The sequence below is a fragment of the Sphingomonas arenae genome (genome assembly GCF_016924655.1).
GTDB classification, from domain to species: Bacteria; Pseudomonadota; Alphaproteobacteria; order Sphingomonadales; family Sphingomonadaceae; genus Sphingomicrobium; species Sphingomicrobium arenae.
The window spans coordinates 268,020-282,154 of the sequence record NZ_JAFFJU010000002.1; the positions used below are offsets into that span (position 1 = coordinate 268,020).

Here is a 14,135-nt window from a genome sequence, read left to right on the forward strand (position 1 = left end):
GGCGCATGCGTTTCGAAGGCACCTCCGATTACGTCGCGACCGAGGACCTCAAGGTCGCGGTCAACGCCGCCGTCAAGCTGCGCCGGCCCCTGCTCGTCAAGGGCGAACCCGGCACCGGCAAGACCGTCCTCGCGGAAGAGATCGCCAAGGCCCTCGGCGCCCCGCTGATCACCTGGTCGATCAAATCCACCACCAGAGCCCACCAGGGCCTCTACGAGTATGACGCGGTGGCGCGGCTGCGGGATGGGCAGCTGGGCGATGAGCGGGTGCACGACATCTCCAACTACATCCGTCACGGCAAGCTGTGGGAGGCGTTCACCTCGCCCCAGTTGCCCGTGCTGCTGATCGACGAGATCGACAAGGCCGACATCGAGTTCCCGAACGACCTCCTGCAGGAACTCGATCGGATGGAGTTCCATGTCTACGAGACCGGCGAGACGGTGAAGGCAGCCGAGCGGCCGGTGGTCGTCATCACCTCCAACAACGAGAAGGAGCTGCCCGACGCCTTCCTGCGCCGCTGCTTCTTCCACTACATCGCTTTCCCCGACCGGGCCACGATGGAGAAGATCGTCGAGGTCCACTTCCCGGGCATCCAGAAAATCTTGGTCGGAAAGGCGCTGGACCTGTTCTACGACGTGCGGGAGGTCCCCGGCCTGAAGAAGAAGCCCTCCACCAGCGAGCTGCTGGACTGGCTAAAGCTGCTCCTGCACGAGGACCTGCCGCTGGATGTGCTCCAGGACCGCGATCCGACCAAGGCTATCCCACCGCTGCACGGGGCGCTGCTGAAGAACGAACAGGACGTGATGCTGTTCGAGCGCCTCGCCTTCATGGCGCGGCGGAAGGGCTGATCGCTCAGCGCTCGTCGCGGTAGGCGTACTCGAAGTTCCCCCAGCGACGGCCGTTGAAGTAGAGCGGCACGAAGACGTTCTTCACGGGAATGCCCTTGTCGCCGAGTTCCATACGATACGTCTGAAGCATGGCCGGCTTCTCGCTCGCGATCGCCAGTCGGGTCTGCTCATCCATGAAAATACGACCGTTGCGACAATGCGCATCGTTCCACACGGGATCGTCGCCCGGCGTCATGCAACGTTCGGAGAGGTGCGTCGGCAGAAAGCCATCGACGTTCGTGATGGCCGAGCCGATCACGCGAGCGTCCTTGGCCTTGTAGCGGTCGAGGATGGGCCGGACATGGTCCATCGCGAAATCGCAGAAGCCGTTGTCGTACTGTACCGGATTGCGGCCGGGGATCGGGACGTAGGAGCGATCGAAGACCTGCTCCATGGACACCTTGCCCTCGCGGATGCCGCGCTCGACAGCCTCCGTGATGGCGCGTGCGGCATCCTGAGCCAGGATGATCATCGGCGTGTCGTCTATCTCGGCGCCGGAGTTGGCCAGCGTATCCAGCATAGCATTGGACATGAGCTCGAGGTGAGCGAGCCGCTGGTGAGCCTGGACGAGTGCGCCGCCATTCTCGCGCGCGTCGATGGCGAAGTCGCTGAGGCCCGCTTTCACCCGGTCCACGCTGGTCTGAATGAGGCTGGTCGAGTGAGCGATGCCCTCGGTCTGGCGATCGACCATGCCGACAATCTCGGACACCTCGCGGACCGTGTCGCCGATCTGGCCGAAGCCCTTCTGGGCAGCGCGGCTGCGGTCGACGCCTGTCTTGATCTCCGTCGTGACCGCCCCCGCCTCGCGGGTCAATTCGCCGATGGTGAGCGCGATCTGGCTGGTGGCGGCGCGGGTGTCGTGAGCTAGCTTCTTCACCTCGGCGGCGACCACGGCGAAGCTGCGGCCGGCGTCGCCTGCCCTAGCCGCCTCGATGGTGGCGTTGAGCGCGAGCATGTTGGTCTTGCGGGCAATCGCCTCGATGGTCGAGCTGACCGACTGGACCTGGTTCATGGCGTCGGCAAAGCCAGCCATGCGCTCGCCGAGCTGGACCACAAGGTCGGTCAGGCCCTTGAACCCTGCAATCGTGTCCTCGATGGCGGCGCGGCCCGCATCGAGCTTGGCCTTGGCCTGCTCGGACAGGAGCCGCGCCTCGTCGGTCGAGTCGCTGACCCGCGCCTGGTCGGCGAGCAGGCGGGCGGTCACCTCCTCCAGTGTGTCGAGGGTCTTCAAGTGCCCGCCGATGCGCTCGGACACGTCCTGGACATAGCCCGCAACGTCGCTGCACTCGATCGACAAGGAACCGCAATCGCGCGCCACTGCGCGGATTGCGTCTTCGGTCACTTGTTCAATGCCGGCGGTCGCCATTGTGCTGCTCGTCTCCGATTGGGTCGGGAGCGGTGTGGCAGGAAGGTGTGACTTCTTGGTTAACCAAGGTCCTTCGATACGCCGCTGCGCGGTTACTCAGGATGAGCGACACCCGTGATCGCGCTCATGCTGACTAGGGTATCCGCCATGCGGAGACCCGTATCGAAGCACGCCCGAGGTTGCTAAGCCCTCCCCCATGTTCATCTCCTTCGTCGAAGCGCTCCGGCGCGGGGGCATTCCGGCCTCGCTCAAGGAGCACCTCCTGCTGCTCGAGGCGCTCGACGCGGACGTGATCTCCAACGCTCCGGAGCAGTTCTACTATCTCGCCCGGTCTGTCTTCGTGCACGACGAGAGCCAGATTGACCGCTTCGACCGCATCTTCGGCGAGGTGTTCAAGGGCGCCCTCTCCGCCCCCGAAGGCCCCACCGCGCAGATCCCGGAGGAGTGGCTCCGGCTGGTGGCCGAGAAGTACCTCACGCCCGAGCAGATGGCCGAGATCAAGGCGCTCGGCTCCTGGGAAGAGATCATGAAGACGCTGAAGAAGCGGCTGGAGGAGCAGCAGGGCCGGCACCAGGGCGGCAACAAGTGGATCGGCACGGGTGGCACCTCGCCCTACGGGCATGGCGGCTACAATCCGGAGGGCGTGCGCATCGGCGGCGAGGGCCGGCACGGACGGGCAATCAAGGTCTGGGAGAAGCGCGAGTTCAGGGACCTGGACGACAAGCGCGAGCTCGGCACCCGCAACATCAAGGTCGCGCTGAGGCGGCTGCGGCGGTTCGCGCGGGAAGGTGCGGCCGACGAGCTGGACCTGGACGAGACGGTGCGCGGGACGGCGCGGCAGGGCTGGCTCGACATCCACATGCGGCCGGAGCGGCACAATGCGGTCAAGGTGCTGCTGTTCCTTGACATCGGCGGGTCGATGGACGCCCACGTCCGTCAGGCCGAGGAGCTATTCTCGGCCGTGAAGACCGAGTTCAAGCATCTGGAGCATTGGTACTTCCACAACTGCATCTACGAGGGCGTATGGAAGGAGAACCGGCGGCGCTGGACCGACCGGACACCGGTCTGGGACATCCTCCACAAGTTCGGACACGACCATAAGCTGGTGATCGTCGGCGACGCGGCGATGAGCCCGTACGAGGTGACGCACGCGGGCGGCTCGATCGAGCATATGAACGAGGAGGCCGGCGCGGTGTGGCTGAAGCGGCTGACCGACACCTATCCGAGCGCAGCGTGGATCAACCCGACGCCGGAGGCTTACTGGGGGCATTCGGCTTCGACGACGATCATCAAGCAGCTGATGGGCGAGCGGATGTACCCGATGACGCTGGAAGGTCTGGATGCGGCGATGCGGGAGCTCAGCCGCAAGAGGTAGAAGTCCTACGAAGTTTCCGAGATTACCCTGCTGACGGGTGGTTTTTGCGGTTGGCGCGGGCCTCGACAGCTAAGAGGAAGCGGGATCGACGGTGGCAAAGAGCCTGGCGACCGGGCCGCCGCCTCGGGCAAAGCAGACGCAATCCTATTGTTCAAGGAGCGTGCCGAATGTCTGCTTTGGGTGGAAAGAAGACATTGCCTCTCTCTTATGTCATCCATTCTGCGGATGCGAAAAGGGGATGTTGATGCTCTCGATCCTTGCCTTATTGATCGCACAGGCCACCGCTCAAGCAGCGCCACCCACGCCCGCGCTGCAATGCGAAACTGGGCCGCTGCACAAGGCATACGGAGGCACTCCTTGGCTGCTTTATAGTTGCTTCCGACCTCAAGACGCTCGTCGTCGTTTCGGACAAGGGGAACCCTGCTTCACCCTTCTACTTTGTGTTTCATTCTGCAGGTGACGGCTACAGCATGTCGGGTGAGGGAAATGGGTCGAAGAGCGCCTCCGATGCTGCCTTCGAAGACCTAAAGAAACTCAGCACCTCTGACATTGTAGTGCTTATCGAGCAAACGAAGGGTGTTGCGAAGCCATAGGGTCTGCTTTGGGTGGGAAGCGGACCTTGCTCCATCGTAGCTAGAGGTCGCTCATGACGGAGGCGGCAATTAGAAAAGCGACGGTCAGGAAGGTGCTCAAACACGCAGAAAGCCCGAAAGCGACACGCCAGTTGAAACCACTCTGTTGCCAGTCCGCCTGCGTCTTCCACAAGCAAAAAGCGAGAGCCGCCACCGCAAGGCCGCTTACGAAGAGCAACTGCCAGTCAGTCATGCAGCGCGGCCTAATCGGCAACACCTAAGAAATCCTGATGCCCGCAAAGGGTGGGAAGCGGATGTTAGTGGCAGTGAGCTACGACTTGCGCCACCTTTTCCGGATGGAAGGAGTAATCAGAGCCATCGCTACTGTGCCGCTAACAAAGGCGGCGAGCGAGAATGTCAGAAACAATCCGCTCAAAACTACCAACCCGTAACGGCTCGGCGAATTATGCGCTGCCGACATCTCATATGCTCCAGCCGCAGCCACACCCAGAGCAATTGCGGTAAGTGCTAGTAGGATGCCCAAGGTCGCCAAGCGCTGGGTGCCCCCCAGCCATACAACCATCAAGAACCAAATGCTCAAAGCGGCGCCGGAGGGGCCGAGTAAAACTTCTTTCAGGTGGGGCAAAAGGAGCATCGGCAATCCTCCAGAGATCAGGAGGAGACTGCCCTCCACGCCGAATGTCCGCAACGGGTCGAAAGCAGACAATTTGCGTTATGCCCACAGAGGCAGGCATCCATTCCGCGAAGCGGCGCGTAGAAGACGGGGCACCTGGATGAGTCCCTCTTCTTTGAACGGAAACTTGGCGGCGCGGCTGAGAAGGTGGGAGATGGACTTCCGCCTTCGCGGGAGTGACGGGTCAGCAGGAAGGCGGACCCGGGCTCAATGCCGGGGTGACGTTGTCCTCCGCTAAGCCGCCAGTCCGAACTCGTACGCATCCATGCGCAGCACCGAATGGGCGACGCTGCTGTGGAGGCGTTTGGGGCGGGCGCCCTCCCCGGCTGCTCCGAGCGCCACGAACAGCGGCAGGAGGTGCTCCTCGGTGGGGTGGTTGCGGGCGGCGTTCGGGGCCTTGCTGCGGTAGGTGAGGAGGTCGGCGGTGCGGCCTTCCGCGATGGCCTCGTCCATCCACTCGGCGAAGCTGCGAACCCAGTCGGGCTCGGGCTGGCCGCGGTGGTTGCGCCAGCTGTATAGGTCGTGGGTGAAGCTGCCGCTGCCGATGATCAGCACGCCTTCCTCGGCCAGCGGGCGGAGGGCGCGGCCAAGCTTGAGGTGGTGCTCGGGACCCGCATCAGGCTGGACCGAGAGCTGCACCACGGGGACGTCGGCGCCGGGAAAAGCGAGCAGGAGCGGCGACCAGGCGCCATGATCGAGGCCGCGCTGGCGGTCGATGGTGGCGGGCAGCCCGGCGGTGGCGAGCAGCTCGGCGACGTGCTCGGCCAGCGCGGGGCTGCCCGGTGCATCGTAGCGGAGCTGGTAAAGCTCAGGCGGGAAGCCGTGAAAGTCGTGGATGGTGCTGTTGCGCTCGACCGCGTTCACCGCGGGAGCGGCGGTCTCCCAATGCGCCGACACCATGAGGATGGCGCGGGGAGTCTCGCCACGTCCAAGAGTGCGGAGGAAGTCGCGCGCCTCGTGATCCTCGAACGGGAGCATGGGCGAGCCGTGGGAGAGGAAGATCGGGTTGGGCATGAGTGCAAGATGTCCCGTGTGCGCGCGGGCTCAAGAAGGTACAGGCATGACACCGGCGAGGCGTGTGGCCTGCCAGCCGCGACCGGCGATGCGGTCACCCTTCACTTCGCCTTCCCATCGGCGGCCATCCGGCAAGGTGAAGGTCAGCCGCAGGCCCACCAGGCGTACGTCCTGGAGCAGGGCCGAACCAGTGGGCGCCGATATCCGGCCATCCACGCGGTCGAAGCGCTGCGTGAAGATCAGCTCGGCGGAGCGGCCACCCTCCTCTTCCAGCCGCCAGCGTCCCTGCACCTGGGCCGGGACGATCCAGAGGTAGAGGGTCGAGCCCCCGACACGGGCGCGCTGCGTGGGAACCCATTCGCCCATGTCGAACGCATGGCTCACCACGCGCGAACCGGGGCGCATCTGGGCAAGAATCCGTGGGCGCAGCTTCAGGTTGACCTCGGGCAGCAGGAACATGGCGAGGACGGAGGCATCGCCGAGCGGGGTCTCGAACAGATCCTCGACGCGGAACTCGACCCGGTCGGCGACCCCGGCTTTTCGGGCGTTCGCCTGCGCTTGACGTATCAGGACGGGGTCGAGATCGACGCCGAGGCCGCTCGCGCCGCGGTCGCGGGCGGCGGCGATGAGGATGCGGCCGTCGCCCGTGCCGAGGTCGACGACGCGATCCCTCGGTCCGACGCTCGCCATCTCCAGCATGCGCGCGACCACTTCCGGGCGGGTACCGGCATAGGGAACGTCGAGCTCCGGAGAGTCGCCGAACAGCGTGGCGGGCGAACAGCTCACTGCCGTCAGGGACATGCAGCGTGCGCCGAGCGCGAGCCCGCCGAGCACCAGCAATGCGAGGATCGCCGCCAGGAGCTTTGTGGCGCGAGTGGACATCGGGTCAGTAGAGGAGAAGGTCGGCGGTCTCTTCGAGCCAGCGGGCCTCGTCGGCACTGGCGAGCGCATCGAGATCGTGGGGCTCGGCCGCGGCATCGTCGACCCACTCGCGCAAGGCCGGGCCGCCGTTGATCACGTCGATGGCGAGCTTGCCGAACTCATATTCATAGGGGAAGTCGCGCCAGAGCGGGTAGTTCGGCTGAAGGTTGCGGATGGCCTTGAACGCCAGCGCCTGCAGCCGCCACGGGCGGAAGGCCTGGTGGTCGTAGAAGCGTCCCTCGGCGTGGATGTGGAGGCCGCTGCACAGCTGGTGGACGTGCTTGTGGAAGGTCGGCTCGAACCAGATCTCCCGCAGGGCGCAGCCGGCGAGCCAGTCGGGATCGAGGCGCTGCATCTCGGCGAGGACCGCGCGGGCATCGATATCTGGGGCGCCGAACAGCTCCAGCGGGCGGGTGGTGCCCCTGCCCTCGCTCAGCGTCGCGCCTTCCAGCATGACGGTGCCGGCATAGGCACGGGCCATGTTGAGGTTGGCGGCGTTGGGGCTCGGGTTGATCCAGATGCGATCCTCCGGCCAGCCGAAGCCGGGCGCGGCGTCGGGCCGCCAGCCGTCCATGGTGATGACGCGATAGTCGACGTCGAGGTTGAAGTGGCGGACGAACCACTGCCCCATCTCGCCCATGGTCAGGCCGTGGCGCATGACCATTGGCCCCGCGCCGACGAAGCTCTCCCAGCCGGGGAGCAGGGTCGTGCCCTCCACCGGGCGACCGGCGGGGTTGGGCCGGTCGAGCACCCAGACGCTCTTGCCATGCTCTGCGGCCGCTTCGAGCACGTAGAGGAGCGTCGTAACGAAGGTGTAGATGCGGCAGCCGAGGTCCTGCAGGTCGATCAGGATCGTGTCGAAGGTCGACATCATCTGCCCGGACGGGCGACGGACTTCCCCGTAGAGGCTGAACACCGGAATGCCGAGGCGCGGGTCCACCTCGTCCGGCGTCTCCATCATGTTGTCCTGCTTGTCGCCCTTGATTCCGTGCTGCGGCCCGAAGGCGGCGGTGACGTTCACGCCGGCGGCAACGAGGGCGTCGAGGCTGTGGGTCAGGTCGGCCGTGACGGACGCAGGATGGGCGAGCAGGGCGACGCGCTGGCCTTCCAGCGGGAGGCGGAGGTCGGGGTCGGCGAGCAGGCGGTCGATACCGAAGAGGGTCATTCGGCGCTCATGGGCGGAAGGGTCGCGGCGAAGCAAGCCTCATGGTGGAAATCCGGCTTGCCCGGCGGGTGGGCGAGTGCCCAGTAGCTCTTGGTTCCCGAGACTTCCTCAATCACGGCGGAGAGACCGAAGCGGCTCTCTCCTTCCAGGTCGATGATCGCATCCAGCACGAACGTGTCGCCATTGTCGTCGGCGTCGATCTGCGGTTCGTGCTCCAGGTCCAGCAGCCGCATGCCGGAGCGATAGCCGTCGAGTTGGTATGCCGCCCAGGCGCCTGAGGGCGAGAAGTTGTACTCGCGGTAGCCCTCGCGGTCGCGCACGAACAGCTCGAAGCAGGTCGATTGCCACAAGCCGTCGGCGGGGCCGCGCCGGGGTTGGTCGGGAAGGACGATCTCGTCGGTGGGCGCTTGCAGATGATAGCTGATCTCGGCCCGGCCGTCCTCCCAGCGCTCCAGCCATACCTCCACGGTCATGTCGGGGCGGTCGGGCGGCGTGTCGGGGTGGGCCATGAGTTCGAAGCGCATGGCCGCCACCTACGTCATTCCCGTGAAGGCGGGAATCCATCTCCGCACCTTCCGCCTTGGTGGCAGCTTGGGAGATGGATCCACGCCTCCGCGGGGATGACGGATTGAGTCGGTGTCGCTAGTCACCGGCGCCATGGCTTACCGTTCCACCCTTCTCCGCACGCTCGACGAGCGCGGCTACATCCACCAGCTGACCGATGCCGACGCGCTGGATGCGCTGGCCGACAAGGAGATCGTGAGCGGCTACATCGGCTTCGACGCGACGGCGCCGAGCCTGCACGTCGGCAGCCTTGTGCAGATCATGCTGCTCAGGCGGCTGCAGCAGGCGGGGCACAAGCCGATCGTGCTGATGGGCGGGGGAACGTCCAAGATCGGCGATCCGAGCTTCAAGGACGAGGCGCGCAAGCTGCTCACCGACGAGCAGATTGCGGCCAACGTCGCGGGCATTAAGAAGGTGTTCGAGCGGTTCCTGACATTCGGTGATGGGCCCACAGATGCGGTGCTGGTCGACAACGCCGACTGGCTCGACAAACTGGAGTACATCCCCTTCCTGCGGGAGATTGGCCAGCATTTCTCGGTCAACCGGATGCTGAGCTTCGACAGTGTCAAGCTGCGGCTCGACCGGGAGCAGTCGCTGTCGTTTCTCGAGTTCAACTACATGATCCTGCAGGGATACGACTTCCTGGAGCTGTACCGGCGCGCGGGCTGCCGGCTGCAGCTGGGCGGGTCGGACCAGTGGGGCAATATTGTCAACGGTGTGGAGCTGGCGCGGCGGGTCGCGGGCGCCGAGGTGTTCGGCGTGACGACGCCGCTGGTCACCACTGCCGACGGGCGGAAGATGGGCAAGACGGAGAGCGGCGCGGTCTGGCTCAACGCCGAGGGGCGCGACGGCTACCGGCTGAGCCCCTACGATTACTGGCAGTTCTGGCGGAACACGGCGGATGCGGACGTGGGCACGTTCCTGCGGCGCTTCACTGACGTGCCGCTGGAGGAGATCGCGCGGCTGGAGGCGCTCGAGGGAGCGGAGATTAACGAGGCCAAGGTCGTGCTGGCGACCGAGGCAACGGCGCTGCTGCACGGGCGCGAGGCGGCGGAGGCGGCGGCGGAGACCGCACGGCAGACGTTTGCGGGTGGCGGTGCCGGGGCGGAGTTGCCGCGGCTGGCGGTGACGGGGGAGATCGGCATCCTTGCGGCTCTGACGGGGCTGGGCTTCTGCGCGTCCAATGGTGAGGCGAAGCGGAAGATCGCGGAAGGGGCTGTGCGGGTCGATGACCAGCCGGTAGGCGATCCCGCGCTGGTTGTGCCGGTCGCGGGCGAGGTGAAGGTCAGCCTCGGCAAGAAGAAGCATGGGCTTCTCACCAACTAGCCGTCATTCCCGCGAAGGCGGAATCCATCTCCTGTGCCCCTCGTCGGATGAAGATGTCGGGAGATGGATCCCCGCCTTCGCGGGGATGACGACTATCCACTCCTCAGCAAGTCCACCGCCTGATCGCGCTCGAACAAGTAGAGGCACAGCCGCGCCGCCTGCCCCCGTTCGCCCGCCAGCCCGCCATCCCGATCTAGCAGAAGCTGGGCGTCATTCGTCGCCATGGGAGCGAGTTCGCTGACCATCTCCGGCGTGGCGAGTCGGAACGCCGCCTCCCCGCTCTGGCGCGTGCCAAGGATCTCGCCCGGACCGCGGAGCTTGAGGTCTTCCTCGGCGATGCGGAAGCCATCGCTGGTCTCGCGCATCAGCGCTAGTCGGGCGCGACCGGTCTCGCTCAGCGGCTGGCCGCGAATGAGCAGGCAGGTGCTCTTCCCCTCCCCGCGTCCGACGCGCCCGCGCAGCTGGTGCAGCTGGGCGAGGCCGAAGCGCTCGGCGCCTTCGATGATCATCAAGGTCGCATTTGGCACGTCCACGCCGACCTCGATCACCGTCGTGGCAACCAGTACGGCAAGCTCGTTGGCGGCAAATGACGCCATGACGGCATCCTTCTCCGGCCCTTTCATCCGACCGTGGACAAGGCCGACTTTCCCAGGGAAGCGCTGGCGGAGGACGGCGGCGCGTTCCTCCGCGGCCGCGGCGTCGCTCTTCTCGCTTTCCTCGACCAGCGGACACACCCAGTACGCCTGTCCGCCCACAGCGATGTGCCGCGCGAGTCCCTCGATGACATCGCCAAGCCGCTCGTCGCTGATCACGCGCGTCTCGACCGGGGTGCGGCCGGGCGGCATTTCGTCGATGCGGCTGACGTCCATTTCACCATAATGGGTCAAGGTCAGCGTGCGCGGGATGGGCGTCGCGGTCATCACCAGCAGGTGCGGCGGGCGCTCGGCCTTTGCCGACAACAGCAACCGCTGCGACACGCCGAATCGGTGCTGCTCGTCGATCACGGCGAGACCGAGGTTCCGATATCCGACCTTCTCCTGAAAGATGGCATGAGTGCCGACCAGGATGTCGATCTCGCCCGAGGCGAGGCCCATCAGCACGCTGTCTCGCGCCCGCCCCTTCTCGCGGCCGGTCAGAATGGCGACGCGCACTCCGATCGGGTCTAGTTGCTTGAGCAGGGTCGCATGGTGCTGGCGCGCAAGGATCTCGGTCGGGGCGAGCAACGCGGCCTGCGTGCCTGCCTCGACTGCGTTCAGCATGGCGAGCAGCGCGACCAGCGTCTTGCCCGAGCCCACATCGCCCTGCAGCAATCGCAGCATGGGCGCGGCCTGGGCCATGTCTCCGCGGATTTCCTCGACCACGCGCCGCTGAGCGCCGGTGAGCGAATAAGGTAGCTTCAGCCGCTCGGTCAGCCGTCCGTCGCCCGCGAGCGGAATTCCACGCTTGCGGCGGCTGACGGCACGGAGCAGCTGGAGGGCAAGCTGGTTGGCGAAGATCTCGTCGTAGGCGAGGCGGCGGCGCGCATCGGCGGTGTCCGGCTCCGCATGGGCCTCCGCCACCGACGCGCGCCACGGCCTCCACCCTTCGCGGGAGAGCAGTGACGGCTCGATCCACTCCGGCAGGTCGGGCGCCCGCTCCAGCGCCGCCGTGACCAGCTCCCGCAAGCGCCGGTTCGTGAGCCCTTCGGTGAGCGGATAGACGGATTCCCGCAGCGGCGGCTCGGCGCTCTTCCCCGGTTCGATCACCTCCGGGTGGACCATCTGCCACTGGTCGCCATAAGCCTCGAGCTTGCCGGACACGATCCGCGTCTCGCCGAGAGGCAATTGCTTCTTCGCCCAGCCGCCATGGTTGAAGAAGGCAAGCGTGATGACGTTCCCGTTGCCATCGCCGGCATAGATACGGGTCGGACCGCGCCCCTGGCTCTGGCGCGCCTCGAATGGCGTGACCTCCAGCACGACGTTGTGGCCGAGCATGGACGGGTTGGCGGCGCTCGCCCGGATGCGCTCGATGGCGCCCGTCGGCAGGTGGAACAGCAGGTCCACGGCGCGCGTAAGGTCGAGCCGGTGGAGCAGCTTGGCAACCTGCGGGCCCACGCCTTTCAGCGCCTCCACTTCGGCGAACAGGGGGTTCAGGACGTCAGGGCGCATCTAGGTTGTCATTGCGAGGAGCCCTGCGATGAAGCAATCCATCGGCTCGAAGTCGCGGTAGGTTGCGACCTCTCGACAGAGGGTGAAGTGCGCGCTCCGCTTCGCTCGCAATGACGGCTTGTCACTCCCTTTCTCCCGTCAAGACCACCGGGTTGTCGGTGAAGAACCGATGCATGGCCTCGAACAGCTCACGTACGGGCGGGCGACGAAGGGAAGCGCGTCGGGCGAGCAGGTAGATCGGAACGCGAAACTCGGCGGGCGGCGGGAAGCAGCGCACAAGGCCGGGGTCGGTATCGCCGACAGTACAGGGCAGGATTGACAGTGCGGTACCCGACGCAATGGTCGAGCGCAGCGCCCCGAAGCTCGAGCAGCGGATGGAGCCGCTCTCCCCACGAACCTGCTCCCGCAGCCAGCGATAGGCGGGAAGGTGCTGCGCTGGCGGACCCTCGAGGACTGCTAGTCGATGCCCGGGGACCTCGCTGGGACTTGCCGGCAGCCGACATGGCTCGCGGTGAGTGGAGGCGTAGAGCGTCCAGCCCACCGGCGGGAGGTCGCGGGCGAGCACGTCATCCTCGTTGGGCAGGTGCCGCCCCCGAACCGCGATGTCGGCTTCGCCCCGGGCGAGATCATAAAGCCTGTCGCTGGCGAGCAGTTCGACGTCGACCCCCGGCCATTGCTCCCCGAACGTGCGCAGCACCGGCACGAGCAGCAGCTCGAAATGGTCGAGCAGGGTCAGGCGGATGACGTCCGCGCCGGCACCGGTCAACAGGTCCACCTCCGCGCGAAAGGCGCATACGCAGCGTTCCACCTGCTCGGCGGCAGGCAGCAACTGGCCGGCAGCAGCGGTAGGGACAAGCCCGCTCGGCGACCGCTCGAACAGTGTCAACCCGATCGCCCGCTCCAACGCGGCAAGCCGTCGCACGACCGTCGGCTGGCTGCATCCCAATACTGCTGCTGCGCGCGTGGTCGTTCGCTCCCGACGGAGCGCCAGGAACACCGAGATGTCGTCCCACGCGAACATGCCTGCCTAGCTATTCACCTTTGCATAGGGCGCTGCAAGAGTGTCGATTGTTGCTGATCCATGTTGCGCATAGGGGGCGTGCGCTCGCCGCGGGGACACGCGGCGCGACAAGGGGACATAGGAACATGCGTGGAAGGATTGGGGCCGCGGTGCTCACCGCGGTGGTTCTGGTGTGCATGCCGGGCGCCAAGGCCAGTGCAGCGGCGGAACCGACGCTGGAACAGATGCGCGCCGCAACCGAAAAATATCGCGACGTCAAGGTCGCGGTGGCGGAGGGCTATATCGCCGACCCGGCGAACATCTGCGAGACGGCAGACATGATGGGCCGGCCCGCAACGGATGGGGCCATGGGGATCCACTACTTCCGCCCGGACCTGCTCGGCATCAAGGGGCCGCCCAACCCGCGGGTGAACGGCGACGGGACACACACGGACTGGCTGAAGCCCGGCATCCTCATTTACGAGCCGCAGGCTGACGGGTCGTTGCAGCTGGTGGCGGTGGAGAACCTGGTGTTCGCCAAGGCGTGGCATGCGGCCGGCAACACGGAGCGGCCAAGCTTCCGGGGACAACCGTACGACCACATGGTCGACGATCCGGCGACCAAGGTCGACGAGGCGCACATGTTCGAGGAACATTACGACCGCCACGTCTGGCTCTACCGCGAGAACCCGAAGGGCATGTTCGCACCTTTCAACCCGAACGTGAGCTGCAAGCACAGCAAAGGCTCGGCGGGTCACGCCGCGCACTAAGGGCGTCGTCGGCACAGGGGATGGGACCGGGGTGACAGGGGGTGCTCCGCTCCCTATCTCGCGCGGATGCAATCGGACGATGAGCTGAAGCGCCTGCACTGGCGCGCGCACCACCGCGGCACGCGCGAAGCGGACATGATGATCGGCGGCTTCTTCGACCGGCACGGCGCCGGCTGGAGCGCGGAGGAGCGCCTCCTGTTCGATGAGCTGCTGAACGAGCAGGACGTGGACATCATGGCTTGGGCGATCGGAACCCAGCCGGTTCCGGAGCGCTACGAGGGCACATTGATCGCCGCCATGCAGCGGCTCGACTACATGCCGATTGCGCGGTGAC

13 protein-coding genes are annotated in these 14,135 nt (G+C 66.0%); 5 read left to right on the plus strand and 8 right to left on the minus strand.

Annotation, left to right across the window (positions count from 1 at the left end):
- Positions 1-5: 5 nt before the first annotated feature.
- Entirely contained in the window at positions 6-848 is an 843-nt protein-coding gene (locus tag JT720_RS07480) for an AAA family ATPase (RefSeq protein WP_205480536.1), read from the plus strand.
- Between the two features lie 4 nt (positions 849-852).
- Here JT720_RS07480 and JT720_RS07485 read toward each other — a convergent pair whose 3' ends face one another.
- Positions 853-2,253, minus strand: a complete 1,401-nt coding sequence (locus JT720_RS07485; RefSeq protein WP_205480537.1) for a methyl-accepting chemotaxis protein — start codon at positions 2,251-2,253, stop codon at positions 853-855.
- Between the two features lie 196 nt (positions 2,254-2,449).
- Here JT720_RS07485 and JT720_RS07490 point away from each other — a divergent pair, with 196 nt between their 5' ends.
- A complete protein-coding gene (locus JT720_RS07490) occupies positions 2,450-3,628 on the plus strand; it encodes a vWA domain-containing protein (protein ID WP_205480538.1) in 1,179 nt (392 codons plus the stop codon).
- A 633-nt stretch (positions 3,629-4,261) separates the two neighbouring features.
- Here JT720_RS07490 and JT720_RS07495 read toward each other — a convergent pair.
- The 5 genes from JT720_RS07495 to JT720_RS07515 all read right to left on the minus strand — a co-directional run bounded on the left by JT720_RS07495 (position 4,262) and on the right by JT720_RS07515 (position 8,518).
- Positions 4,262-4,453, minus strand: coding sequence for a hypothetical protein (locus JT720_RS07495; protein ID WP_205480539.1), 192 nt, complete (start codon positions 4,451-4,453; stop codon positions 4,262-4,264).
- A gap of 675 nt (positions 4,454-5,128) precedes the next feature.
- Positions 5,129-5,908 carry a DODA-type extradiol aromatic ring-opening family dioxygenase gene (locus tag JT720_RS07500; RefSeq protein ID WP_205480540.1) on the minus strand — a complete coding sequence of 260 codons (780 nt, stop codon included), beginning with the start codon at positions 5,906-5,908 and terminating at the stop codon, positions 5,129-5,131.
- Between the two features lie 30 nt (positions 5,909-5,938).
- On the minus strand, positions 5,939-6,790 hold the full coding sequence (locus tag JT720_RS07505; protein ID WP_205480541.1) for an SAM-dependent methyltransferase: 852 nt from the start codon (positions 6,788-6,790) through the stop codon (positions 5,939-5,941).
- Positions 6,791-6,794: 4 nt separating this feature from the next.
- Positions 6,795-7,994 carry an exo-beta-N-acetylmuramidase NamZ family protein gene (locus JT720_RS07510; RefSeq protein WP_205480542.1) on the minus strand — a complete coding sequence of 400 codons (1,200 nt, stop codon included), beginning with the start codon at positions 7,992-7,994 and terminating at the stop codon, positions 6,795-6,797.
- Positions 7,991-8,518 carry a DOMON-like domain-containing protein gene (locus JT720_RS07515; RefSeq protein WP_205480544.1) on the minus strand — a complete coding sequence of 176 codons (528 nt, stop codon included), beginning with the start codon at positions 8,516-8,518 and terminating at the stop codon, positions 7,991-7,993. Before JT720_RS07515 ends, JT720_RS07510 begins: the two co-directional genes overlap by 4 nt.
- Positions 8,519-8,651: 133 nt before the next feature.
- Here JT720_RS07515 and tyrS point away from each other — a divergent pair, with 133 nt between their 5' ends.
- Complete coding sequence (gene tyrS, locus JT720_RS07520; protein ID WP_205480546.1) at positions 8,652-9,884, plus strand: tyrosine--tRNA ligase; 1,233 nt, start codon at positions 8,652-8,654, stop codon at positions 9,882-9,884.
- Positions 9,885-9,976: 92 nt separating this feature from the next.
- Here the strand turns inward: tyrS and recG are convergent, their stop codons facing one another.
- Entirely contained in the window at positions 9,977-12,031 is a 2,055-nt protein-coding gene (recG, locus tag JT720_RS07525) for an ATP-dependent DNA helicase RecG (protein ID WP_205480547.1), read from the minus strand.
- A 121-nt stretch (positions 12,032-12,152) separates the two neighbouring features.
- Entirely contained in the window at positions 12,153-13,052 is a 900-nt protein-coding gene (locus tag JT720_RS07530) for a LysR family transcriptional regulator (RefSeq protein ID WP_205480549.1), read from the minus strand.
- A 125-nt stretch (positions 13,053-13,177) separates the two neighbouring features.
- Here JT720_RS07530 and JT720_RS07535 point away from each other — a divergent pair, with 125 nt between their 5' ends.
- Positions 13,178-13,801 (plus strand): hypothetical protein, encoded by a 624-nt coding sequence (locus JT720_RS07535; protein WP_205480550.1) that lies wholly within the window; start codon positions 13,178-13,180, stop codon positions 13,799-13,801.
- A gap of 66 nt (positions 13,802-13,867) precedes the next feature.
- Entirely contained in the window at positions 13,868-14,134 is a 267-nt protein-coding gene (locus tag JT720_RS07540; protein ID WP_205480552.1) for an FAD assembly factor SdhE, read from the plus strand.
- Position 14,135 lies beyond the last annotated feature (1 nt).

What these genes read in the sequence shown, in the direction of transcription:
- JT720_RS07480 (WP_205480536.1), top strand. Translation starts at nt 6, where the DNA reads ATGCGTTTCGAAGGCACCTCCGATTACGTCGCGACCGAGGACCTCAAG.
- JT720_RS07485 (WP_205480537.1), bottom strand. Translation starts at nt 2,253, where the DNA reads ATGGCGACCGCCGGCATTGAACAAGTGACCGAAGACGCAATCCGCGCA.
- JT720_RS07490 (WP_205480538.1), top strand. Translation starts at nt 2,450, where the DNA reads ATGTTCATCTCCTTCGTCGAAGCGCTCCGGCGCGGGGGCATTCCGGCC.
- JT720_RS07495 (WP_205480539.1), bottom strand. Translation starts at nt 4,453, where the DNA reads ATGACTGACTGGCAGTTGCTCTTCGTAAGCGGCCTTGCGGTGGCGGCT.
- JT720_RS07500 (WP_205480540.1), bottom strand. Translation starts at nt 5,908, where the DNA reads ATGCCCAACCCGATCTTCCTCTCCCACGGCTCGCCCATGCTCCCGTTC.
- JT720_RS07505 (WP_205480541.1), bottom strand. Translation starts at nt 6,790, where the DNA reads ATGTCCACTCGCGCCACAAAGCTCCTGGCGGCGATCCTCGCATTGCTG.
- JT720_RS07510 (WP_205480542.1), bottom strand. Translation starts at nt 7,994, where the DNA reads ATGACCCTCTTCGGTATCGACCGCCTGCTCGCCGACCCCGACCTCCGC.
- JT720_RS07515 (WP_205480544.1), bottom strand. Translation starts at nt 8,518, where the DNA reads ATGCGCTTCGAACTCATGGCCCACCCCGACACGCCGCCCGACCGCCCC.
- tyrS (WP_205480546.1), top strand. Translation starts at nt 8,652, where the DNA reads ATGGCTTACCGTTCCACCCTTCTCCGCACGCTCGACGAGCGCGGCTAC.
- recG (WP_205480547.1), bottom strand. Translation starts at nt 12,031, where the DNA reads ATGCGCCCTGACGTCCTGAACCCCCTGTTCGCCGAAGTGGAGGCGCTG.
- JT720_RS07530 (WP_205480549.1), bottom strand. Translation starts at nt 13,052, where the DNA reads ATGTTCGCGTGGGACGACATCTCGGTGTTCCTGGCGCTCCGTCGGGAG.
- JT720_RS07535 (WP_205480550.1), top strand. Translation starts at nt 13,178, where the DNA reads ATGCGTGGAAGGATTGGGGCCGCGGTGCTCACCGCGGTGGTTCTGGTG.
- JT720_RS07540 (WP_205480552.1), top strand. Translation starts at nt 13,868, where the DNA reads ATGCAATCGGACGATGAGCTGAAGCGCCTGCACTGGCGCGCGCACCAC.